The 21,299-nt window shown below is 73.6% G+C and carries 24 protein-coding genes; 12 read left to right on the top strand and 12 right to left on the bottom strand.

All coding sequences use genetic code 11. The features are described 5' to 3' along the window. Positions 1 to 74 precede the first annotated feature (74 nt). From ACFQ6N_RS07495 to ACFQ6N_RS07485, 3 genes are all read right to left on the bottom strand, one after another. Positions 75 to 623, bottom strand: a complete 549-nt coding sequence (locus ACFQ6N_RS07495; protein WP_380647549.1) for a YcxB family protein — start codon at positions 621 to 623, stop codon at positions 75 to 77. Between the two features lie 126 nt (positions 624 to 749). Continuing rightward, on the bottom strand, positions 750 to 1,943 hold the full coding sequence (locus ACFQ6N_RS07490) for a PQQ-binding-like beta-propeller repeat protein (protein ID WP_380647548.1): 1,194 nt from the start codon (positions 1,941 to 1,943) through the stop codon (positions 750 to 752). An 89-nt stretch (positions 1,944 to 2,032) separates the two neighbouring features. Next, the gene (locus tag ACFQ6N_RS07485) at positions 2,033 to 2,449 is read right to left on the bottom strand and encodes a hypothetical protein (RefSeq protein ID WP_380647547.1); all 417 of its coding nucleotides are present in this window, start codon (positions 2,447 to 2,449) and stop codon (positions 2,033 to 2,035) included. A gap of 461 nt (positions 2,450 to 2,910) precedes the next feature. Here ACFQ6N_RS07485 and ACFQ6N_RS07480 point away from each other — a divergent pair, with 461 nt between their 5' ends. Continuing rightward, entirely contained in the window at positions 2,911 to 4,014 is a 1,104-nt protein-coding gene (locus ACFQ6N_RS07480) for an RCC1 domain-containing protein (protein WP_380647546.1), read from the top strand. Between the two features lie 40 nt (positions 4,015 to 4,054). On the opposite strand, the gene ACFQ6N_RS07475 is transcribed toward ACFQ6N_RS07480, so the two are convergent. Further along, entirely contained in the window at positions 4,055 to 4,807 is a 753-nt protein-coding gene (locus ACFQ6N_RS07475) for a MerR family transcriptional regulator (RefSeq protein WP_380647545.1), read from the bottom strand. Between the two features lie 65 nt (positions 4,808 to 4,872). Beyond that, entirely contained in the window at positions 4,873 to 5,865 is a 993-nt protein-coding gene (locus ACFQ6N_RS07470; protein ID WP_380647544.1) for an alpha/beta fold hydrolase, read from the bottom strand. Positions 5,866 to 6,044: 179 nt separating this feature from the next. Here ACFQ6N_RS07470 and ACFQ6N_RS07465 point away from each other — a divergent pair, with 179 nt between their 5' ends. Next, a complete protein-coding gene (locus ACFQ6N_RS07465; RefSeq protein ID WP_380647542.1) occupies positions 6,045 to 7,697 on the top strand; it encodes a serine hydrolase in 1,653 nt (550 codons plus the stop codon). Here the strand turns inward: ACFQ6N_RS07465 and ACFQ6N_RS07460 are convergent. Beyond that, the gene (locus tag ACFQ6N_RS07460) at positions 7,694 to 8,308 is read right to left on the bottom strand and encodes a TetR/AcrR family transcriptional regulator (RefSeq protein ID WP_380647541.1); all 615 of its coding nucleotides are present in this window, start codon (positions 8,306 to 8,308) and stop codon (positions 7,694 to 7,696) included. The two genes, ACFQ6N_RS07465 and ACFQ6N_RS07460, sit on opposite strands and share 4 nt — an antisense overlap. Positions 8,309 to 8,419: 111 nt before the next feature. Here ACFQ6N_RS07460 and ACFQ6N_RS07455 point away from each other — a divergent pair, with 111 nt between their 5' ends. Continuing rightward, complete coding sequence (locus tag ACFQ6N_RS07455) at positions 8,420 to 9,388, top strand: NADP-dependent oxidoreductase (RefSeq protein ID WP_380647540.1); 969 nt, start codon at positions 8,420 to 8,422, stop codon at positions 9,386 to 9,388. A gap of 77 nt (positions 9,389 to 9,465) precedes the next feature. Here ACFQ6N_RS07455 and ACFQ6N_RS07450 read toward each other — a convergent pair whose 3' ends face one another. Continuing rightward, positions 9,466 to 9,813 carry a hypothetical protein gene (locus tag ACFQ6N_RS07450; protein WP_380647539.1) on the bottom strand — a complete coding sequence of 116 codons (348 nt, stop codon included), beginning with the start codon at positions 9,811 to 9,813 and terminating at the stop codon, positions 9,466 to 9,468. A 96-nt stretch (positions 9,814 to 9,909) separates the two neighbouring features. Between ACFQ6N_RS07450 and ACFQ6N_RS07445 the strand changes: the two genes are divergently transcribed. The 6 genes from ACFQ6N_RS07445 (at position 9,910) to ACFQ6N_RS07420 (ending at position 16,501) form a co-directional block, all read left to right on the top strand. Then, the gene (locus ACFQ6N_RS07445; protein WP_380647537.1) at positions 9,910 to 10,227 is read left to right on the top strand and encodes a DUF6191 domain-containing protein; all 318 of its coding nucleotides are present in this window, start codon (positions 9,910 to 9,912) and stop codon (positions 10,225 to 10,227) included. A gap of 209 nt (positions 10,228 to 10,436) precedes the next feature. Next, a complete protein-coding gene (locus ACFQ6N_RS07440) occupies positions 10,437 to 11,534 on the top strand; it encodes a serine hydrolase domain-containing protein (RefSeq protein ID WP_380647535.1) in 1,098 nt (365 codons plus the stop codon). A gap of 163 nt (positions 11,535 to 11,697) precedes the next feature. After that, a complete protein-coding gene (locus tag ACFQ6N_RS07435) occupies positions 11,698 to 12,351 on the top strand; it encodes a DUF1707 domain-containing protein (protein WP_380647533.1) in 654 nt (217 codons plus the stop codon). 70 nt (positions 12,352 to 12,421) lie between these two features. Continuing rightward, on the top strand, positions 12,422 to 12,898 hold the full coding sequence (locus tag ACFQ6N_RS07430; RefSeq protein WP_380647531.1) for an NADAR family protein: 477 nt from the start codon (positions 12,422 to 12,424) through the stop codon (positions 12,896 to 12,898). Beyond that, positions 12,899 to 15,079 (top strand): WD40 repeat domain-containing protein, encoded by a 2,181-nt coding sequence (locus ACFQ6N_RS07425; protein WP_380647530.1) that lies wholly within the window; start codon positions 12,899 to 12,901, stop codon positions 15,077 to 15,079. 423 nt (positions 15,080 to 15,502) lie between these two features. Continuing rightward, positions 15,503 to 16,501, top strand: coding sequence for a hypothetical protein (locus ACFQ6N_RS07420; protein ID WP_380647529.1), 999 nt, complete (start codon positions 15,503 to 15,505; stop codon positions 16,499 to 16,501). A 185-nt stretch (positions 16,502 to 16,686) separates the two neighbouring features. Here ACFQ6N_RS07420 and ACFQ6N_RS07415 read toward each other — a convergent pair whose 3' ends face one another. Next, positions 16,687 to 16,896, bottom strand: a complete 210-nt coding sequence (locus ACFQ6N_RS07415) for a DUF397 domain-containing protein (protein WP_380647527.1) — start codon at positions 16,894 to 16,896, stop codon at positions 16,687 to 16,689. Continuing rightward, positions 16,881 to 17,720 (bottom strand): helix-turn-helix domain-containing protein, encoded by an 840-nt coding sequence (locus ACFQ6N_RS07410; RefSeq protein WP_380647526.1) that lies wholly within the window; start codon positions 17,718 to 17,720, stop codon positions 16,881 to 16,883. Before ACFQ6N_RS07410 ends, ACFQ6N_RS07415 begins: the two co-directional genes overlap by 16 nt. Before the next feature lie 119 nt (positions 17,721 to 17,839). Here ACFQ6N_RS07410 and ACFQ6N_RS07405 point away from each other — a divergent pair, with 119 nt between their 5' ends. Further along, positions 17,840 to 18,040, top strand: coding sequence for a hypothetical protein (locus ACFQ6N_RS07405; RefSeq protein WP_380647524.1), 201 nt, complete (start codon positions 17,840 to 17,842; stop codon positions 18,038 to 18,040). Then, positions 18,037 to 18,522, top strand: coding sequence for an NUDIX domain-containing protein (locus ACFQ6N_RS07400; protein ID WP_380647522.1), 486 nt, complete (start codon positions 18,037 to 18,039; stop codon positions 18,520 to 18,522). The genes ACFQ6N_RS07405 and ACFQ6N_RS07400 overlap by 4 nt, the downstream gene beginning before the upstream one ends. 73 nt (positions 18,523 to 18,595) lie before the next feature. Here ACFQ6N_RS07400 and ACFQ6N_RS07395 read toward each other — a convergent pair whose 3' ends face one another. After that, complete coding sequence (locus ACFQ6N_RS07395; protein ID WP_380647520.1) at positions 18,596 to 19,102, bottom strand: carboxymuconolactone decarboxylase family protein; 507 nt, start codon at positions 19,100 to 19,102, stop codon at positions 18,596 to 18,598. A gap of 279 nt (positions 19,103 to 19,381) precedes the next feature. On the opposite strand from ACFQ6N_RS07395, the gene ACFQ6N_RS07390 reads away from it, so the two are divergent. Beyond that, positions 19,382 to 19,984, top strand: a complete 603-nt coding sequence (locus ACFQ6N_RS07390) for a DUF2306 domain-containing protein (RefSeq protein WP_380647518.1) — start codon at positions 19,382 to 19,384, stop codon at positions 19,982 to 19,984. 99 nt (positions 19,985 to 20,083) lie between these two features. On the opposite strand, the gene ACFQ6N_RS07385 is transcribed toward ACFQ6N_RS07390, so the two are convergent. Beyond that, entirely contained in the window at positions 20,084 to 20,404 is a 321-nt protein-coding gene (locus ACFQ6N_RS07385; RefSeq protein ID WP_380647516.1) for a hypothetical protein, read from the bottom strand. 214 nt (positions 20,405 to 20,618) lie between these two features. Further along, the gene (locus ACFQ6N_RS07380) at positions 20,619 to 21,296 is read right to left on the bottom strand and encodes a histone deacetylase (protein ID WP_380647566.1); all 678 of its coding nucleotides are present in this window, start codon (positions 21,294 to 21,296) and stop codon (positions 20,619 to 20,621) included. Positions 21,297 to 21,299 lie beyond the last annotated feature (3 nt).

Genomic DNA, 21,299 nt, shown 5'->3' with positions numbered 1-21,299 from the left:
ACGGGGCGTCACCGCCCGCCGCCGGGCGGGCGCCGGGCCGGGCGCCGCGCGCGCCGCCCGGAGAGGGTCGCGCGCTACTTCGAGCCGCCCGCCGGACCCGCCGCCCGCGCGGCGGGCACGCCCGGTACCACCGGTGCCGCGTGCCGGGCGATCAGCTCGCGCAGCGCGTCGGGGGAGGGGGTGCCGCGCTTGGGCAGCACGAGGAAGCAGTTCCCGCTGCGGTTCAGCACCACGAACAGGCGCTCCGTCTCCAGGAAGCGCGGCACCCGCGCCCAGGGCAGGACGCGGGTGCCGCGCGCGCCGGTGACGCTCACCCCGGAGCCGTCCACCACCGCGCGGTACTCGCCGCCGCGCCGGGCCGCCCGCCGCTGCGCCGAGAAGGCCTGGTAGCGCGGCAGGAGCACGGCGAGTGCCACCAGGGCGGCGAGCAGCACCGCGTCCGTCGCGCCCGCCTGGCCGTCCGCCGCCTTCAGTGCGCTGCCGAGCGCGCAGATCCCGGCCGGCACCCATGCCGCGACCCGCACCAGCCGGCCGAGCACGGTGTGCCGGGCCTGGGCGGCCAGGGCCTCGCGGAAGTCCTCGGCCGTCGGCGCGTACGCCAGCTCCACCCGGTCCTGCTCCACCGCTGCTCTCCTTGATCCACTCGTCCGGCGGCGGATCCTAGCAAGGGGGTCCGCCGCCCGGGGGAGCGAGGGCCGCGCGGGGAACGCGACGGGTCAGGGCCCCGACCGGTCGGCGCCCCGGGCGCCTCACGCCGAGGGGAGCGCCCCCAGCGCGTGCAGCCCGGTGCGGCTGCCCCGGAACACGGCCGAACCGGCGGCCGCCAGGGACACCCGGGCGTACTCGGTGCCCTCCTCCAGCCGCCGCGGCTCGTCCCGCCAGCGCGGCCGGCCCGTCCCCGGGTCGAACGCGAGCAGCCGCTCGTCGTTCGTCCCCACGTACACGCCGCCGTCCGCGGCGGTCATCGAACTGATCCCGCGCCCCAGGCCCACCGGCACCTCGGCCGTCCAGCGGGTGTCGCCGCCGGCCGCGTCCAGTGCCATCAGCCGGTCCCCGCCGAGCAGGCACACCGACCCGTCGGCCACCGACAGCGAACCCGCCACCGGCAGCCGCCCGCGCTGCCACAGCACCCGCCCGGTGGCCGCGTCCAGCGCGAACACGGCCGCGGAACCCACCCCCGTACCGTTGTGCAGCACATGGACGACGCCCCCGGACACGACCGGGGGCACGGTGACCCTGCCGACGGCGTCCTGCGACCAGCGCCGCTCACCGCTGCCCGCGTCGAACGCCAGCACACCGCCGTGCTGCCCGGCCGCGTACAGGGTGTCCCCGGCCAGCGCCGGCACGCCCGAGGTGCCCGGGTCCCCGCTCCAGCGCAGCGCGCCGTCGGCCGCCGCGTGGCAGCGCAGCGAGGACCCGTGGACCGCGAACACACCGCCGCCGCCGACCACCGGGCCCTGCTCGAACGCCGACTCGTCCCAGTCCGGCAGCGGCACCTCCCACCGCGGGTCGCCCGACACCGCGTCGAAGGCCTGCAGATGGCTCGTGGAGACCGCGCACACCACGCCGTCCCCCGCCGCCACCCGCCACCCGCCCGAGTTCGCCAGCTGCCAGTCGCCCAGCCCGTCGACGGCCGCCGCCGCCCGCACCGGCCGGCTCCAGCGCACCGCACCGGTGGCCGGATCGAGCGACCGCACCGTGCCGTCGTATCCCGAGACGAACAGCCCCTGCTGTGCCCCGGCGGGCAGCACGACCCGCCCGCCCGGCCCGTCCGAGCTCCACAGCCGGGGCCCGCGCGAGCCCTCCCGGCGCGCCCACCAGCCGATGCCGCCGGACACCGCGAGCGCGCCGAGGCCCCCGGCACCGCTGAGCAGCAGTCTCCTGCGGTTCAGCCGCGGCGGCGGGGGAGTCGGGGGCTCGGTGCGGGGGGCTTCACTGTTCACACCGGACATGACTTCGCGCACGGACCTCTGGTTCCCCCGGGGCGGGGGCCTTTCTGCGGGAGCGGTGGGGCGGTCGGGGTGGGGGACCGTCAGAACGTGGTCCAGTCGTTCTCGTCGGGGGTGCCCAGGGTCTTGATGCGCTCGCCGACGGCGTCGTCGAAGGTGTCGGTGGCGATCTTGAACTCCTTGCCGTCGGGGCGGACGCCCCACAGGGTGATCTTCTCGCTGCTCTGGCCGGTCAGGGTGAGGCTGAGGCAGGTGTTGGGCGCGACGATCCGGGTCGCCGAGTTGCGCTTCTCGAAGACCACGAAGGACGCGTAGTTCGGGCCCGAGCAGAGGGTGAAGTTGCCGTTGACGGTGGGCGCGGGCGCCGGCAGGGCGGCGGACCCCTTCGAGGCCCCGGTCGCCGGGGCGGCGGTGGCGGCGGTGGCGAGGCCGACGGCGGTGATCAGCCCGGCGGCGATCAGCAGGCCGGTCGTCCGGACGGAACGGGGGGCGACGGTCACGGGGTCCTCCAGCGGTCGCGCAGCGGATCGGGGCGCGGTGTGCGCCCCGATCCGCTCAACGGCGCCTGTCGGCGGACGGGTTCATCCGTGGCCGGCCGGCGGCCCGCCGCCGTGCGCTTCCCCACGCACGGCGGCCATCGACACTAGGCGTGACCTGTCGTGCACACAACGGCACGACTGTTCGGGGTGGCCGGAATCGGTGGCCGCCGTACGGGCGGCCCCGCCGCCTCCCGGGGCGGCGGCCGGTCGGTGACCGGCCGACGGCCGTCGGACGGTCCGGGCGGTTGTCCGAAAGGACGTCAGCCCCCGTCGCCCCGCGCGCCGGTACGACTAACCGCGACATCCCGCTGCGCCGCCGCAAGCCCGGTAGCGTCCGCCATGATCGCGAGGCCCGCCGGCCGTCCCGCCGGTCGGCACGATGAACTGACAGATCGTCAAAACGACTTCGAAGGCGGCGTCGCATGGCAGAGAAGCGTCTGAAGGCCTGGGGCAACAACCGCGCCGGCCAGCTCGGCGACGGCACCTGGACCGACTTCCGGACCACCGCCACCAGCGTGCTCGGCCTGACCGGCGCCGAGGTGGTGAAGATCGCCGCCGGCGGCTCCGGCCCCGTCACCGGCCACGGCCTGGCCCTGCTGACCGACCGCACGGTCCAGTCCTGGGGCGCCAACGGCTCCGGCCAGCTCGGCGACGGCTCGGTGTTCGGCCACAACGCGCCCGGCCAGGTCGTCAACCTCAGCAGTGCCACCGACATCGCCGCCGGCGGCGCGCACAGCCTGGCCCTGCTCGACGACCGGACGGTGGTCGCCTGGGGCCGCAACCGGCACGGCCAGCTCGGCAACGGCACCAACACCGACAGCAGCGTGCCGGTACGGGTCGAGGGCCTCGACAAGGTGGTCGCGATCGCCGCCGGGCTCGACCACAGCCTGGCGCTGCGCGAGGACGGCACCGTCTGGACCTGGGGCCACAACGTCAACGGCCAGCTCGGCGACGGGACATCGGCCGGCCGCAACCTGCCCGCCCCGGTCGCCGGCCTGACCGGGGCCACCGGGATCGCCGCCGGGGCGAACCACAACCTCGCCCTGCTCGGCACCCCGGGCAGGAGCACCACCGTGAAGGCCTGGGGCCACAACGCCACCGGCCAGCTCGGCGACAACACCACCATCAACCGCTACACCCCGGTCGACACCCACGGCACCTGGTCCGGCGGGATCTCCCGGCTGGTGGCCGGAGCCAACCACAGCATCGCCGTGGTCGACGGCGGCGGCCTCCGGGCCTGGGGCGCCAACGGCTCCGGGCAGCTCGGCGACGGCACCACCGTCTTCCGGACCACCCCCGTCCCGGTCCCGGGCCTGACCGGCGTCCGGCTGGTCGCCGGCGGCCGGGAGCACACCGTCGCCCTGCTCGGCGACAACACCGTCCGCTCCTGGGGAGCCAACGGCTCCGGCCAGCTCGGCGACGGCACCACCAGCGACAGCGGCACCCCGGTGACCGCGCCCACCGCGCTCACCGGCGTGGACAGGATCGCCGCGCCCCTCGGCGGCGACTTCACCCTCGCCAACTGACCCGGACGGCACCGGGGCACCGGACACCGGGGCACTGTGCTCAGCCCGGCCCGCCCGGCCCGCCCGGCCCGCCCGTGCGGCGCCGGAGGGCACGGTGGGCGAGGACCGGGAGGATCCGCTGCCACGCCGGCGAGGACTCCGCGATCCGGGCGAAGACCACCCCCAGGTTCCCCGGCTCGCTGCTGTCCCGCCCGTGGGCGACCTCCCACGCGTCCAGCTCCTCGATCAGCGCGTCCACCCGGGGATCGTGCGGATCCCAGTCCATCGACCGGTCGCAGACCAGGAACAGCCGCACCGTCTCCGGGTCGTCGAAGCTCGCGTTCTTGGCCGCCACCCCCCGCCGCATCGCCTCCGGGTCCAGCGCCCGCAACAGGATCCAGGTGTCCCGCTCCACCAGCACCGCCCGCTCGCTCACCCCCAGCGCCCGCATCCGGTCCAGGATCGCCACCACCTCCGGCGGCAGCACCAGCCGCTCACCGCTCGCCAGGTCGGCGATCCGCAGCCGGTGTTCGGCCAGCTCCGCGATCCTGCGCCGCAGCCCGGCGTCGATCTCCGCCACCGCCGCCGCGAACTCCTCCGGCCGCGCCCGCAGCAGCGCGTCGATCCGCGCCAGCGGAACCCCCGCGTCCGCCAGCGTCCTGATCCGGATCAGGTCCACCGCCGCCTGCGCGTCGTAGCGCCGGTACCCGGAACCGTCCCGCACCGGCTCCGGCAGCAGCCCGACCTGGTGGTAGTGGCGCACGGTCCGTACGGTGACACCGGCCGTCGCCGCGAGCTGACCGATCGTGAGCACCGCACCCGCCTCCGGACTTCCCGACCGCCCGACCCGACCCGGCCGTACGAACCAGGCATCCGAGTCTAGGCGCCCGCCGACCACGCCACGACGTCCCGGACCGCCCGCACCACCGCGTCCGCCCGCTCGAAGCACAGCTGACTGTGCCCCACGTCCGGCAGCACCCGCTGCTCCCCGTGCGAGAGCCTGCCCACCATGGCCGCGTACAGCCTCGTCTCGCCGTCCTGCATCGCCCGCAGCTCCTCCGCCGACATCAGCGCCGCCTGGCCCGGGTCGACGCCCAGCGCGGTCAGCGCGACCGCCGGCACGTCCGGCAGGTCCGCCCCCTCCTTCAACTCGACGGCCAGAGCGGGCATCGACGCCCGCTCGGCGATGCCCGCGTGGATCCACCGCTCGCTCACGTGGTACTCGACCACCGCGTCCCGCACGTCCGGCGGGTAGTCCACCAGCAGTTCGGCGGCCATCTGCCGGATCCCCGGCAGCGACTGGCGCAGCTGCTCCTCGGTGGGCGACATCGCCGTGGTCGCGGCCAGGCTCAACCCGGGGGGCATGAAGTCGTCCCAGTCGCGGTGGAAGGCGTCCAGCCACACCAGCCCGGCCACCTCCCGCGGGTACAGCTGCGCGAAGCGGTGCGCGTAGGCGCCGCCGAGGGAGTGCGGCGCCAGGACGTACGGCCCGGGCAGGCCCAGGGCGTGCAGCAGTCCGTGCAGCTCGGTCGCGACCTCGGCGGCGGTGCGCGGCAGCGCGGCGTCGTCGCTGAAGCCGGTGCCGGCGCGGTCGTACACCACGGCGGTGGCGAACTCCGCGATCTCCCGCTGGACGCCGTAGTAGTCCAGGCCGATGGCGCTGGCGCCCGGCAGGAACACCACGGCCGGCCCGTCGTCGCCGCAGCGGTGGACGTACAGGCGGCGGCCGTCGACCTCCTGGAAGCCCCCGACCGGGACGGCGGGCGGGGTGCCGGTGCCCGGGTCCACGCCCGCGCTCGTGCTCTCGCCCGCGTTCGTGTTCTCGCCCGCGCTCGTGCTCTCGTTCGTGCTCGTGCTCGTGTTCTCGCTCATACGCCAAGCCTGCGACCCTGACGCAGCGTCAGGGTCAAGCCCGATCCGCACCGCCCCCGCCGCCGGACGGGTGGATTGCGCCCGGCCCGGTGCGCGCCACCCGGGTGGCCCGTCCCGGCCCGCCGAATACTCACGCGATGAGGCGGCACGGCCGTACCGCCCGGACGAGGAGGACCCAGATGCACCGCCACGGCGCAGCCCGCCGGACCGCCGCCCGGCGGGGACGCAACGCCGCCGCGCCCCTGCTGGCCGGCCTGCTGCTCGCCGGGTGCACCTCCGCCGCCGCCACCGACCCCCAGGCCGCCCCCGGCCAGTCCTCCGCCTCCTCCGCCCCGGCCACCGCGCCCCCGAAGCAGCCGCCGCCCCAGCTGACCGACCAGCAGGTGGCCGCCGCCGTCGACCGGATCGACGCCTACGTCCAGGACGCCATGCGCAGGACCGGCGTGCCCGGCCTCGCCCTCGCCGTCGTCCACGACGACAAGGTCGTCCACGCCAAGGGCTACGGCGTCCGCGAGCTCGGCAAGCCGGACACCGTCACCCCGGACACCGTCTTCCAGCTCGCCTCCGTCTCCAAGCCGATCTCCTCCACCGTGGTCGCCGCGGCCGTCGGCGGCAAGGCCGTCACCTGGGACGACCCGGTCACCGCCCACGACCCGGGCTTCGCCCTCGCCGACCCCTGGGTCGGCGGCCACGTCACCCTCGCCGACCTCTTCTCCCACCGCAGCGGCCTGCCCGACCACGCCGGGGACCTCCTCCAGGACCTCGGCTACCCGCGCGACTACATCCTCCAGCACCTGCGCGACCAGCCCCTCGCCCCCTTCCGCGCCTCCTACGCCTACACCAACTACGGCCTGACGGAAGCCGCCGTCGCCGTCGCCAGGGCCAAGGGCTCCTCCTGGGAGAACCTCGCCGCCGACACCCTCTACAAGCCCCTCGGCATGACCGCCACCAGTTCTCTGCGCTCCGCCTACGACAACGCGGCGAACAAGGCCCTGCCGCACGTGCGCACCGCCGACGGCACCGGCTGGCAGGTCAGCACCACCGAGAACGCCGACCCGCAGTCCCCGGCCGGCGGCGTCAGCTCCACCGCCCAGGACCTCACCCACTGGATGCGCCTGCAACTCGCCGGCGGCAGCTACGAGGGCCGGCAGGTCGTCGACCCGGCCGCCCTCGGCGAGACCTGGCTCCCGCACATCCTCTCCGGCACACCGGCCGCACCCGCCGGCAACCCCGCCCAGTACGGCCTCGGCTGGAACGTCGGACGCGACAACCGCGGCCGGCTGCGCCTCAACCACTCCGGCGGCTTCGACCTGGGCGCCGCCACCACCGTCACCCTGCTGCCCTCGGAGCGGCTGGGCATCGTCGTGCTGACCAACGGGCAGCCCACCGGGCTGCCGGAGGCGGTGGCCGAGGAGTTCTTCGACCTCGCCCAGGAGGGCCACGAGACCGTCGACTGGCTCGGTTTCCTGGGCAAGGTCGTCCCCGCCGCCGCGCAGAGCCCCGTCTCGCCGACCGACTACACCAAGCCCCCGGCCGGCGCCGCCCCCGCCAAGCCCGACGCCGCCTACGTGGGCACGTACGCCAACGGCTACTACGGGCCGCTGACCGTCGGCACCGGCAACGGCGGCGGGCTGGTGATGAGCCTGGGCCCGGGCGGCCTCCAGTTCCCGCTCCAGCACTACGCCGGCGACGTGTTCGCCTTCCGGACCCGGGGCGAGAACGCGGTCGGCCTCTCCGGCGTCACGTTCACCGTGGGCGCCGACGGCCGGGCCGCCAAGGCGGTGGTCGAGCAGCTCGACCACGAGGGCCTGGGCACCTTCACCCGCAGCTAGACCTTCTTGGCCGGCCCGCCCTCGGCCTTCTCCGGCCGCAGCCCGTCCATGACCAGGCGGAACAGGTGCTCGCGGCGCTCGGCGAGCGAGGGGGCCTGGTCGGTGATCCAGCTGAGGGCGTTGACCAGCGCGAACAGGTCGAGGGCGGCCACGTCGGGCCGGACCGCCCCGGTCTCCTGGGCCGCGGCCAGGAGGCGGCCCCCGGCCTGACGCATCGTCAGACAGGAGGCGTGCAGGGGCGACTGCGGATCGCGCAGCGTGGCCATCAGGGCGCTCGGCAGGCCCTGGTAGGCGCCCGCGCCGAGGGTGAACTCGTACAGCCAGTCGGTCAGCGCGCGCTCGGGCGGGGCCTCGGCGGCGAGTGCGTCCGCCCGTCCGGCGAGGTGGGTGAAGCGCCGGTGCAGCAGGGCCTCCAGCAGGGCGTCCCGGTTGGGGAAGTGCCGGTAGAGCGTGCCGAGGCCGACGCCGGCCCGCCGGGCGACGTCCCGCAGGGAGGCCTGGACGCCCTGTTCCGCGACGACCTCCGCCGCCACTTCGAGGAGGCGGTCGCGGTTGCGCTGCCCGTCGGCGCGCGGGGCGCGGGGCGCGGCTGGGGACGGCTCGACGGGCATGCGGCACCTCACCATTGACAGACGGAGCACTGCTCCGGTTACATTTCCGGAGCAGTGCTCCGGATTCTATCGCGGGGCACTCCGCCACGGGATTCGGGGAGGAACACGGATATGGCAACCATGCGAGCCGTCCGACTGCACGCGTTCGGCGAACCGGAGGAACTGGTCCACGAGGAGGTGACCCGCCCCGAACCCGGGCCGGGCGAGGTCCTGGTACGCGTCCAGGCCGCGGGCGTCAACCCGCCCGACTGGTACGCGCGACGCGGCTTCGTGAACTTCCCCGTCGAAGTCCGGCCGAACTGGACGCCCCCGCTCATCCTCGGCAGCGACATCTCCGGCATCGTCACCGAGCTCGGCCCCGGCGTCACCCAGTGGCAGCCCGGCGACGAGGTGCTCGGCCTGGTCAACTTCCCCGGCCGCGCCTCCGGTTACGCCGAGTACGCGCTCTCGCCCGCCGCCGACCTGGCCCGCCGGCCCGCCGGCCTCGGGCCCGTGGAGGCCGCCGCCGTGCCGATGGCCGGGCTCACCGCCTACCAGATCGCCTTCCGCCACCTGGCCGGCCGCGTCGACGGCACCGTCCTGGTCAACGGCGCGGCCGGCGGCGTCGGCCACTTCGCGGTCCAACTCCTGCGGATCGCCGGAGCGAAGGAAGTGATCGCCGTGGCCTCCGGCCGCCACCAGGGGTTCCTGCTGGGCCTGGGCGCCGACCGGTTCGTCGACTACACCCGCACGCCCGCCGGGGACGTCGTCCGCGACGTGGACCTGCTGGTCGACACCGTCGGCGGCCCCGAAGCCCACCGGCTGCTGCCCACCGTACGGCGCGGCGGCCGGATCGCCCCCGTCTTCCTGGGCGACTACCACCGGGAACGGGCCGCCGAACTCGGGATCCTCCTCAACGAGAAGCCCTGGCAGGTGCGTTCGAGCGGCACGGACCTCGCCGAACTGGCCGCCCTCGTCGACACCGGACGGGTCGAGGTCGGCATCGACAGCGTCTTCCCCCTGCGGGAGGCCGCCGCCGCCCACGCCCACGCCGAACGGGGGCACCTCCAGGGGAAGATCGTCCTGCGCGTCGAGGAGTAGCCCCGGCGGCCGGCGGGGCCCGGAGGCCGGCCGCCAGGGGGGCGACCGGCCGGCCGGTCAGTCGGGAGCACCGGCCGTCACGGCGACCGGTGCTCCACGGCGGCCTGGGCGGCCGCCCCCGCGTAGGAGACGGGCAGGTCGACGACGACCTCCTCGCCCTCCCACCGGCCCTTGTCCGATACCACCAGGCCGATCAGTGCCAGGTAGCCGGCATCGTCCCGCAACGCGTACTGCTCATGGGTCTCCTCGCCGAGCTCACCCGACTCGTCACGCTCCCAGGCGTCCACCGCGGCCTGCGCCACGGCCCTGGGCAGCCGCACCGTGACCCGGCCGAGCTGGGCGTCGACCTGCTCGCCGATCACCGCCAGCACCTTCGAGTCCTCCCGGTACCGGGCGTACTGCTCCTGATCCTCTTGATCCGTCACGGGGCGAGGCTACTCGGACCGCCGGACCCGGGCTCCTCGGGCCCGCTTTCCCCGCCCCCCTGGCCGGTCGGCCGGGCGGGCGGTGATACTGGCCGCATGGGGTTCCTCATCTTCGTGACGCTGCCCGGGCTCGTCCTGCTGCTCACCGCGCTCGCGGTGGTCGACCAGGTGCTGCTGCGGGCCGGCCGGGCCGGACTGCTGCCCTGGCGGACCAGCGCCCGGCAGGGCCAGATCTCCGCCACCGGCTTCGAGCAGCTGCATGCCAGCTTCTCGGCGGGCAAGCAGCACGAACTCAAGGAACGCCAGTCCGCGTTGATGCTGCGCGACGACGACGAGGACGGCGCCCCGCCGAACCGCACCGGCGTGGACCTGGTGCGCGGCTCGGCGGTGATCCGGCTGCCGAAGGCCTCCTGACGGCCTCCTGACGGCCCCCTGGCGGACTTCCGACGACCGGCCCCGACTGCCCCGTTCGCACGGGAACTCCCGCCGGTGACCCGGCCGTTGGTCCGGTCAGGAGCGGGGGACGGGCGATTCGGACCGTGGAGGTCGGTATGGCTCGGCAAGGAGTGCTTCGGCGCGGGTTCGGTGCGGCAGCGGTAGCCGCCGCGGTGACGGCGGGAACAGTGACGGCGGGAACGGCGGCACCGGCCGCGGCGGCCGACACCCGCAGCGGTGACGACGACAGCCGCGGGCACGGCGGCAGACACGCGGCGACCCGGACCGCGATGGCGGACATGATCCGCGCCGAGGACCTGCCCGGGACGATCGCCGGCGTCCGGGAGGACGGCGACACCTGGTCGGCGGCCGTCGGGGTCGCCGACACCGCCACCGGACGGCCCCGCTCGCCCCGCGAGCGCTTCCGGATCGGCAGCGTGACCAAGACCTTCACCGCCACCGTGGTCCTCCAGCTCCAGGCCGAGGGCCGGCTCGGCCTCGACGACACCGTGGAGCGGTGGCTGCCCGGCACCGTGCCGGACGACGGGATCCACCGCCCGGGGATCACCATCCGCCAACTGCTCAATCACACCAGCGGGTTGTACTCCTACGACGACGATCCGCAGATGATCCGGCTGCTCGCCTCCCCGGACTTCATGGCCCACCGCTACGACACCTACCGGCCCGAGGACCTGGTCCGCCTCGCGGTCTCCCACCCCAGGCTGTTCGACCCCGGCGAGAAGCCCCAGTACTCCAACACCGACTACCTGCTGGCCGGGATGGTCATCGCCAAGGTCACCGGCCGCCCCTACGGCGAGGAGATCGAACAGCGGATCATCCGGCCCCTCGGCCTGTCCGCCACCACCCTGCCCGGCACCGCCGCCGGCCTGCCCCGGCCGCACGCCCTCGGCTACTCCAAACTGTTCGGCGGCTCCAAGACCCCGCTGGAGACCACCGAACTCAACCCCTCGTGGGCCGGAGCGGCCGGAGAGATGATCTCCACCACCGCCGACGTCGGCCGCTTCTACTCCGCCCTGATGCGCGGCAAGCTGCTGCCGCAGGCCGAACTGGACGAGATGGTCCCCGCCGACGGCGCCCCCGGCCTGGGCATCGGCTCCGTGACACTCGCCTGCGGGGTCACCCTCTGGGGCCACACCGGCGGCATCCACGGCTCCTCCACGGTGGCGGTCACCACCCGCGACGGCCGGCACACGGCCGTGTTCAACACCAACGCCGACTGGGCCGACGGCGAACGCCGCCTCGCCGAGGCCGAGTTCTGCCGCTGACCGACAGCGGGGCGGGCAGGACGGCGGGGCCACGACCGCCGTCCTGCCCGCCCCGTGCGCCGAACGACGTTGGCGGGAACACATATCGCGATATAGCGTGGGCTCCCGCCGACGCCGCCGACCGCGCCGCGCGAAGACCGCCGCCAAGCCCAGGACAGGACGCATGCCGGGAGAGATCTCGCCCACCGGGAACCACTCCGGCCGCAGCGCGAAGCCCGCCCTGCGGGCCTCCCACACGGACCGCGACCGGGTCGCCGAACAGCTGCGGGTCGCGGCGGGCGACGGCCGGCTGACCTCCGAGGAACTGGACGAGCGCCTGGAAGCCGCCCTGTCCGCGCGCACGGTCGCCGAACTCGCCGAGCTCACCGTCGACCTGCCGCCCGTCGCCCTCTTCGGCGGCGGCGCCGCCGCGCAGGCCAAGGACCTCCTGCGGCTCGACGAGAAGTGGAGCACCGTCAAGCGCGCCGGACGCTGGGTGGTGCCGCGCCGCCTCGAACTCGCCCTGGAATGGTGCGACGTGACGCTCGACTTCACCCAGGCGGTGATCACCGAGGACACCCTGCTGATCGACCTCGACATGCAGGGCAAGACCCTGACACTGATCACCAGGCCGGGCATCCACGTCGACACCGACGGCCTCACCCTGCACTTCACCAAAGTCCGCGACCGGCAGCCCGACGACCCCGCCACCCCGGTCAGGCTCCGCGTGGAAATCGTCGGCAAGAAGAGCTTCGGCCGCGTCGTCGTCCGCCCGCCCCGCCGCACCGCCGGCCAGTGGATCCGCCGGGAACGCCCCGCCCTGCCCGCCGCCGACTGACCCGCCCCGGCCCGCCGGCGCACCAGTTCGGGCGAAAAACGGTTGCGGGCACGACACCACGCCTGGCACCGTGCGGACCCCCGCCACTGCCACCGAGGCCCGGATGACCATCTACTTCTACGGCGCCGACGAAGTCCCCTACGGCTGCTTCTCCAACTTCTCCGCACACGCCCTGGAACTCGACGGCCACCTCTGGCCGACCTCCGAACACTACTACCAGGCACAGAAGTTCACCGGAACCCGCCACGCCGACCTCATCCGCCGCGCCCGCACACCGCTGCGCGCCGCCGAACTGGGCCGCGACCCGGCAAGGCCGCTGCGCCGGGACTGGGAGCGCGTCAAGGACGACGTGATGCGCCGCGCCGTGGCCGCCAAGTTCCGTACGCACGAGGACATCCGCGCCGTCCTGCTGTCCACCGGCGAGGAGGAGATCGTCGAGGACACCACCACCGACCACTACTGGGGGCGGGGCACGACCGGGAAGGGCCGCAACATGCTCGGCCGGATCCTGGTGCGCACCCGCACCCGGCTGCGCACCGAGGCCTGAGTGAACGGGTCCGAGGCGGCCGCCGGCCGGCCGGTCGATCCGGGGTTCCTGGTGACCGCGGACCCGGGGTCGGTGGCGGCGGTGCTGGACGCGGCGCCGGGGCCGGCGGGGCGGTTGGCCGCGGCGGTGTACCGGGTCTCGACAGGCCTGCCCCGTGAGGTGACGGCGGGGGAGCGCCGACAGCTGCTGGCACTGGAGGCGGCCCGCTACGGGGAGCGGGAGCTGTCGGCGCGGATCACCGCGGTGCCGGTGGCAGGCGAACCCGCCGCGCGGTGGGGCGTCGAGTGGGCCACCGGCTCCCAACTCGACCGGTGCCTGCGCCGTATTCCGACCGGTCACACCGACGCGCTGCTGGCGGTGGCGACGGCGGTGCTCGACGGCCGCCCCGTCGCGGTCACCGGCGGCACCGACCGGGCCGTGCGGGTCTGGGACCTGACCACCGGCCGGCAGATCGGCCGACCTCTCGCCGCCCACACCGGTGAGGCGTGCGCGGTGGCGACAGCGGTGGTCGACGGCCGTCCCGTGGCGCTCGTCGGCAGTGGCGACCGGACCGTGCGGGTGTGGGACCTGACCACGTGCGAGCAGACCGGCCGCCCCCTCACCGGCCACGGAGCCGCGGTGCCGGCGGTGGCGACGACGCTGCTCGACGGCCGCCCGGTGGCGGTCACCAGCGGCGGCGACGAGGCGGTGCGGGTGTGGGACCTGAGCACCCGCGAGCAGATCGGTGAGCCGCTCATGGGCCACGAGGACGCTGTGTGCGCTGTGGCGACGGCGGTGCTCGACGGCCGCCCGGTGGCGGTCACCGGCAGCCACGACGGGACGGTGCGGGTGTGGGACCTGACCACGCGTGAGCAGATCGGCGAGCCGCTCACCGGCCACGAGGACGCGGTGCGGGCGGTGGCGACGGCAGTGGTCGACGGCCGCCCGGTGGCGGTCACCGGCAGCCACGACGAGACCGTGCGGATATGGGACCTGACCACCGGCCGGCAGATCGGCCAGCCTCTCACCGGTCATGACGGCTGGGTGCTGTCGGTGGTCACGACGACGATCGACGGCCGCCCGCGCATCGTCAGCGCGGGGGAGGACCGGACGCTCCAGGTGTGGGACCCGGCCACGGGCAGGCGGGTCGGCGAGCCGGTGACCGGCCATGACGACAAGGTGCGGGCGGTGACGACGGCGCTGCTGGACGGCCGCCCCCACGTGGTCGCCGGCAGCCAGGACGGGGTCGTGCGGGTGTGGGACCTGGCCCCGGGCGGCCAGGTGGCGGGTGAGCCGCCCACCGGCCACACCGGCCGTGTGGCGGCGGTGGCGACGGCAGTGGTCGACGGCCGCCCGGTGGCGGTCACCGGCGGTTACGACGAGACCGTGCGGGTCTGGGACCTGGCCACCGGCCGCCAGGCCGGCGGGCCCCTGACGGGCCACAGCGGTGACGTGAACGCGGTGGCGGTGACGGCGGTCGAGGGCCGCCTCGTGGCGGTCAGCGGCGGCGACGACGACACCGTGCGGGTCTGGGACCCGGCCACACATGAGCAGATCGGCGAGCCGCTGACCGGCCACACCTCCTGGGTGCTGGCGGTGGCGACGGCGGTGCTCGACGGCCGCCCGGTGGCGGTCACCGGCAGCTTCGACGACGTGCGGGTCTGGGACCTGGTCACCGGCCGCCAGGTCGGCGAGCCCCTGACGGGCCACAGCGGCGATGTGAACGCGGTGGCGGTGACGGCGGTCGAGGGCCGCCTCGTGGCGGTCACCGGCGGCGACGACGGCACGGTACGGGTCTGGGACCTGCTCGCGGGTCGGCAGGTCGGTGAGCCGCTGACCGGCCACAACTCCCCTGTGTACGCGGTGGCGACGGCGGTGGTCGACGGCCGCCCGGTCGCGGTCACCGGTGGCGGCGACGGCAGGGTGCGGGTCTGGGACCTGGCAACCGGCCGGCAGGTCGGCGAGCCCCTGACGGGCCACACCGGTGACGTGAACGCGGTGGCCACGGCGGTGGTCGAGGGCCGCGCCGTGGCGGTCACCGGCGGCGACGACGGGACCGTGCGGGTCTGGGACCTGGCCACCGGCCGCCAGGCCGGCCCGGAACTGCTGTTCCCGCTGCCGGTCTACGCGGTGGCCGTGGCGCCGGACGGTCGGCTGGTGGTCGGCTTCGGCTGGGAGGTCGCGGTGCTGGCCCGCCGTTGACCGGGCCCGCACCCGCGCGACCTCTCAGGCGGTGCCTCGCCCGCAGCTGGTCACGGAGCGTGTCGTGGATCCGCTCGTCGGTGCCGTTGCGTTCCCACTCCTTGAGCCCGGCCACCAAGCGATCCTGGAACCGAGTCCGTGCCGCATGAGCCGAAGCCGGACAGCCGGGGGGAATCCCCTGTCGAAAGCCCGCTGAGAGATGTGTTGCGGCAACCCTGCCGACATGCGTGCCATGGGCAGCGGTGGCAGCATCTACAACAAGAGGCTATATGTGCTGAGCTGTGGCGCAGGAGTGGAGCCGACCCCGCCACCAGGAATCGTTGTGACTCGGCGTGAACGTCCCTCATGAACTCTGCGTGCCGGTCACTTTTCGGGGGAATTCCATTTCCCTCACGGGCGGGGGTGGCGTGAAAGGATGAAGCGATGGCACCTGACGAAAGGTCAAGCAGTCGGCACCCGGATCGAGAAATTCCGGAGGACGTTGCCGAAATCCTCAGAGGACTGGACGCGGCCAACCGGGCGGCGACGGCCAACGCGGACGAGCTCGCCCGGCGAGCACGCCCCACCGAGAAGGAGCGGCAGGAAATCGCTTCGCTCTGGGAAAGGGCCGCCAAGGAAATAGGGGTCAGTGACGAAACCTTGCGGGACCTGCGCTCCGTGGCGCGGGGCATCGGGGCCCGGAAGGCACCGGACCGGTGGACCCGTGACCTGCCGTACCCATCGGAGAGCCCTGCCGGCCCTTCCTCCGGCGCATACGACGTCCATGGCGACCAGCCGACGACGCACACGCAGGACAGGGGACGTTTCTGGTGGAACAGCAGCGACTACTGGTGGGACCCGTCCTTGACAAGCTGGGACGGGGCGGGGAAGCGCTGGTTCGGAGGGTGGCTGGTGTGCCATGACGGTCACCTCCACACCCTCCACTTCGGATTGACCGCACTCTACGAGCTCAATTACGGACGCATTCCCGCAGCGGCTACCGGGACATTCCGATCCTCGCCGTACGTCGACACGACCGGAACTCTTCGGGCTGTGGCCGGAAACAACTTCCTCTCGGGTGACAACTGGTCGAAGTGCTGGATGCATCTGAAGCACGAGCTCTTGCAGCCGACCTTCGCCGGATTTCACCATCTGGGGCCGGGGCTTCAGGAGCAGGTGATCCAGCTGGCCAACGTGACTCGAGACGGGGACGACATCGCAGTTCCGATGAACCGCCGTTGGCCTTTCTCGCCCATTGACTTCAATGAACGTGAACTGCTTCCGAATATCAGTGTATGGGCGCACATGGAGGTGTCGTTCGACGTTCAATTGGAGGGTGACGGAAGCGAGCTCATGCTTTCCTGGGAGAGCGGCCCGGCGGGACTGTCGATGGTCATTCCCGAGTGGACCATCGCGGGTGGGGCGGTAATTATTTGGCCTTGAGAGGGTGCATTCATCGAGCGTGACCGGTCCGGCAGTTCCTCGGAGCCGCAGTGGAGCCGCCGGCGGAGTCCCGGGTGTCAGTCGGTCACGGAGCGTGTCGTGGATCCGCTCGGTGGTGCCGTCGTGTCCCCATCCTCGGGCCCGGCCGCTACGCGATCCTGGAACCTGTCGAACGACCTCTCAGCTCAGGCGTTGCCGAACTCGCCGGTGCGGGCGGCGGTGACGAAGGACTGCCAGGCGGCGGGGGAGAAGACGAGGGCCGGCCCGGAGGGGTTCTTGGAGTCGCGTACCGGGAGGACGTCGGTGAAGCCGTCGGCGACCTCGATGCACTGGCCGCCGTTCGCGCCGCTGTACGAACTCTTCCGCCAGGAAGCGTCCGTCAGGTCGACATCCACTCCAGGTCCCTTCTTGCCGCACGGATGAAAGCCAGCGTTTCGGTCCGGCCGAGGGCCTCGACCGCGAGTCGATCGTAGCTCCTGGTGAGTGCGGTGGTGGACTTGGTATCGCGGTCGATATAGCCGCGCTGTTCGACCTCGCCGTAGGCGAGGACCTTGCGGTTCGGCATGGTGAGGAGACACGTCATGTGCGTAAACGGCAGGTTCTCGCCCATAGCGAACGGTGCCACTTGGATGACGACCTGGGGCCGAGTCGCCAACTCCTCAAGGTGAAGCAACTGTTCGATCATGACATCCCGTCCGCCGATGAACCTCCGGATGCAGGCCTCGTCCAGCACCACGTGGAGGAGCGGAGGAGCGGTCCGTTCCAGGATCTTCTGGCGGGCAAGCCTGAATTCGATGCGTTCCTCGGCCAGTTCCCGGGATGCATTGCCCTGGCGGACGTAGCCCATTTGGAGCGCGGTGGCGTAGGCCCGGGTCTGTAGCAGCCCGGTGACGTGGCTGGCCTCGAAGATCCTGATCTGTTCGGCAAGGGCCTCGTAGCGGGAGAGTTCCGGGAAGCCCTCCAGGATCGCGGCGCTCCTCAGCTGAAGCCACATCAGCAGGAGGGTGCCGCCCGTGTCGAGGGCGATGTCGGCGAGTTCGGCGAGCTCGCGACCCGGGGGCCGGTGCGCAAGTTCGACGTAGGAGAGGTGCGAAGGGGAGCACTTGAGGAGGGGGGCCAGGTCCTCCTGGCGGAGACCCTTGGCCTCTCGTGAGTTGCGGAGTTGGATCGCGAAGGGCGCCCAGGGGCTGGATTCCGGGTCGATCGTCTTCTTGTTCATGGCAGTCCTCAACTTCCGGCGCACCGAAGGGCAAGTCGCAGGCTGCTTCCGATCGTAGGGGAGGCCGCGCCATCATGTGCACAGAACGTGAAACTCCGATCGCAGAGAGTGCCATCCCCATGCCCCATGACGAGTCCCCCCGCTTCGACGGCTACGGCGTGCGCTTCGACCGCGCGATCCGTTGCTACGTGGTCCGTAACGAGATCGCCGGTGTGTGGCTGCGCCGGCCCACCGGGGAGTTGAAGAAGTTCACCTTCTTCGGTGACGCCTACAGCGCCTGGCGGGCGTTCGAGGTCCACAAGCGGCCGGGGGAGAAGTGACCCCCAAGCTCCCGACGCGCGACCCGCGCCTCCTGGCCAAGCCGCCGGTGTGCCGGCTCGGCTGCCTGGTCCTGGTGCGCAACCTGCGCGGTGACGTCCTGTTGGTCGACCCGGACTACATGGACGGCATGATCCTGCCGGGCGGCTCCGCCCGCCCCAACGAGCCGCCGCACCTGGCCGCCGCCCGGCACCTGCACGCCGAGACGGGCCTGCACCTGCGCCTCGCCGAGTACCTGGCGGTCGACTTCACCCCCGCCGACCGCTACCTGGAGCGCCTCAACCTGGTCTTCGACGGCGGTACCGTGCGCGACGACACCCGCCTGGCCGTCCCGCCCCGGCACAGGAGCGGCCTGCTGGGCGCCCGCTTCGTCCCCGTCCCCGACCTGCCCCACCACACGTCCCCCGCCCAACTTGCCCGGATCACGGAGGCATTGGCCAACCGTTCCCTCCCGCTCCTCCTCCACGGCCAGCGGGCCTGCTGAGCGGCGGCATGCGGGGCCGCACCGGCAGCACTGCCGGTGCGGCCCCGCATGTTCGTGCCCTACCCGGCCGGCCTCAGACCCACGGGTCGGTGAACGACCGTCCGGGGACCGGCTTGGCGATGAGGGCGATGGGGATGAAGAAGCTGACCTGCCCGATGGCGATGGTCAAGGTCATGAGCGCCCTGTCGTCGTAGTGCTCGGCGGCCTGGGCGTACAGCTCGTCGGACACCCGCTCGCCGTGCGCGGACGGCCGGAGCACGGCCTCCACCAGGGCGAGCGCGGCACGCTCGGCACCGGTGAAGTACGGCGCGTCCTGCCAGGACGCCACCGCCGTGATCCGTTCCTCCGATTCCCCGGCCTTGCGCAGGAAGCCGGTGTGCAGGACGGTCAGGTAGGTGCTGCCGACGATCTGGCCGGCGCGCAGCTGGACCAGGCTCACCGTGGTCCGCGGTACCGAGCGGTTGCCGGTGGCCTTGAACAGCGCCGCCGACACCTCCGCCAGCTCGGGCACGAGTTCCTGCGGGTCCTGGAGCAGCCGCGGCCCCATCGGCACCTGCGCGGTGATCGAACGTGCTTCCATCGTCGTCTTCCCTTCGGGTTTCCGGTGCTTTCACCGCTCTGACCCGTCGCGGCGGAGGAATGTGACCGGTGGACGAAGCCGGCCGTCCGGACCCGGGCCCGGAGGCTCGCTGTGGTTCGCCCCAGGGCCATGTGGGGGGATACCCCCATGGTGGAATCGCCGGTAATCTGAAAGTGCCCCAATTCCCTTGTGCCGCAAGGAAATATGGGGGTTCTCTCGGGGTTTTTCCCGGGGATGACCCCGATGCCGGGTCGGGGTGCCGGGTCCGACACTCGGGGCATGCGCATCACTCGGGCCGGTTGGGCCATCATGACGGTGCTGTCCACGTTGATCGCCCTGCTCTCCGCGAGGTACGTCGGCCTCGACCCGGCGACGTTCTTCACCGAGCAGCGCGCCACCTACCTGGCACACGAACTGCCCCTGGCGGTCCACATATCGGGCGCGTCCATCGCTCTGGCGGCCGGGCCCTGGCAGTTCTCGGAGCGGCTGCGCCGGCGTTGGCCGCAGTGGCACCGCCGGATCGGCGTGGTCTACCTGCTGGGGTGCCTGGTCGGCGGGGTGGGGGCGCTGCTGCTGGCGCCGGTCGCCTACGGGGGCGTGGTGGCCCGGATCGGCTTCGCCTGCCTGGGCGTGGCCTGGCTGGTGACCGGCGGCACCGGGCTGCGGATGATCCTGCGCCGCCGGGTGGAGGACCACCGCCGCTGGATGATCCGCAGCTTCGCGCTCACCTTCGCCGCCGTCACCCTGCGGCTGATGCTGGTGGTGGCCAAGGGGGCGCAGCTGGACTTCCGGACGTCCTACACGGTGATCGCCTGGCTGTGCTGGGTGCCCAACCTGCTGCTGGCCTACTGGTTCACCCGCCCGCGCCCCGAGCCGCGCTGACCACCCGGCCCGCCGAGTCGCGCTGACCGCCGCCCGGGGCGCGCGGAAGGAGCGGGGAGTCGGCCGGGCCGACTCCCCGCTCCTTCGCCTGGGCAGGGGTCAGTTCACGGCCTTGAAGCTGCCGACGTTCGCGCCCGGCCGGATCTCGCCCGGCTGCACCGGGGGGCCGGACTGGGTCTGGCAGTTGCCGTCGGAGAAGACCAGCAGGGGGCCGATGGTGTAGTTGGCGATCGTGGTGCCGGAGCCGAGGCCCTGCTGGCACTGGCCGGGCGCCGGGTCCTCGACCGCCTTCTGCTGGAGGCCCTTCTCCTGCACGACCAGGCCGGGGGAGGCCGAGGCCGTCGACAGGCCGGTGAAGGACAGGGCGAGGACGCCGGCGGTGACCACGAGGGCCGCGCGCGGTCCGGAACGCATACGCATGGGGGACTCCCGTTTGCTGGGTTCGAGAAGGGGGCGATTCCGGAGCCCGGCAGGCCCGCCACCCGGCGGTGCCCGGTGGCTCCCGGTCATCGGTTCCCGGCCCCCGGCCGCGCCTCCACCTGCGGCACGGCGCTTCACTCGAACAGGCTTCGGATACGTACCGACGGCCCCCGGCTGCGGAGCGGGAAGTCGGCCCGCCCCCACCCGCCCCCGCTCACTCCAGCAGCGCCGCCACCGCCCCCGGCGTCCAGTGCCCGGCCGCGCCGGGGCGGGTGGCGAGGTAGCCGGCGGCGCGCCAGGGCCCCCAGCCGTGGGACTCGGCCAGGCCCCTGCCCAGGGTGCGCAGGTAGGCGGCCGAGGGGGCGTTCGGTTCGGCGCCGGCCAGGCCGCCGGGGGCGGTGAAGGTGAGCAGCGGGTGCCCGTCGAGCGTGCCGAGGCGCAGCAGTGTCTCGTAGCGGCCCGGGCCGAGTTCGGCGCGTCCGTCGGCGAGCACCCGGGTGAGGTCGAGGTCGGTGCCGGGGGAGCGGCGCATCTCCTGGGCGGCGATGTCGCTGAACTGCCCGGCCGTCAGCAGGTAGGCGCGGAAGGGGACGTCGCCGGGCCGGTCCGGGTCGTAGAAGGCGGAGCCGCCGCCCCAGGTGAGCGACCGCCCGGCGAAGTACAGGGTGCCGGGCAGGACGGCGGCCGCCGTGCGGCGCGGGGGGCGCGGGTCGCGGCAGCCGGGGTGCTCGTGCGCCCCGCCGTCCGGGCGACCGCCGCGCAGGTAGCAGGCGAGGCGGGCGGCGTCGAGGTTGGATCCGTAGGCCGCGTACCAGACGAGCGGGGGCGATTCCCGGCCATCGGGCCGCCCGCCGGTGCCGCCGTCGGCGGTGTCGTACGGGTCGTTCCACAGCCC

The organism is Kitasatospora sp. NPDC056446 (assembly GCF_042796115.1).
In the GTDB taxonomy this organism is placed as follows: Bacteria; Actinomycetota; Actinomycetes; order Streptomycetales; family Streptomycetaceae; genus Kitasatospora.
Note: the sequence above shows the minus strand (reverse complement) of the source record. Positions and strands in the feature narration are given on the sequence as shown.

Coding starts and splice junctions, on each gene's coding strand:
- ACFQ6N_RS07480 (WP_380647546.1), top strand. CDS start 2,911: ATGGCAGAGAAGCGTCTGAAGGCCTGGGGCAACAACCGCGCCGGCCAG.
- ACFQ6N_RS07470 (WP_380647544.1), bottom strand. CDS start 5,865: ATGAGCGAGAACACGAGCACGAGCACGAACGAGAGCACGAGCGCGGGC.
- ACFQ6N_RS07465 (WP_380647542.1), top strand. CDS start 6,045: ATGCACCGCCACGGCGCAGCCCGCCGGACCGCCGCCCGGCGGGGACGC.
- ACFQ6N_RS07460 (WP_380647541.1), bottom strand. CDS start 8,308: ATGCCCGTCGAGCCGTCCCCAGCCGCGCCCCGCGCCCCGCGCGCCGAC.
- ACFQ6N_RS07455 (WP_380647540.1), top strand. CDS start 8,420: ATGGCAACCATGCGAGCCGTCCGACTGCACGCGTTCGGCGAACCGGAG.
- ACFQ6N_RS07445 (WP_380647537.1), top strand. CDS start 9,910: ATGGGGTTCCTCATCTTCGTGACGCTGCCCGGGCTCGTCCTGCTGCTC.
- ACFQ6N_RS07435 (WP_380647533.1), top strand. CDS start 11,698: ATGCCGGGAGAGATCTCGCCCACCGGGAACCACTCCGGCCGCAGCGCG.
- ACFQ6N_RS07420 (WP_380647529.1), top strand. CDS start 15,503: ATGGCACCTGACGAAAGGTCAAGCAGTCGGCACCCGGATCGAGAAATT.
- ACFQ6N_RS07410 (WP_380647526.1), bottom strand. CDS start 17,720: ATGAACAAGAAGACGATCGACCCGGAATCCAGCCCCTGGGCGCCCTTC.
- ACFQ6N_RS07405 (WP_380647524.1), top strand. CDS start 17,840: ATGCCCCATGACGAGTCCCCCCGCTTCGACGGCTACGGCGTGCGCTTC.
- ACFQ6N_RS07395 (WP_380647520.1), bottom strand. CDS start 19,102: ATGGAAGCACGTTCGATCACCGCGCAGGTGCCGATGGGGCCGCGGCTG.
- ACFQ6N_RS07390 (WP_380647518.1), top strand. CDS start 19,382: ATGCGCATCACTCGGGCCGGTTGGGCCATCATGACGGTGCTGTCCACG.
- ACFQ6N_RS07385 (WP_380647516.1), bottom strand. CDS start 20,404: ATGCGTATGCGTTCCGGACCGCGCGCGGCCCTCGTGGTCACCGCCGGC.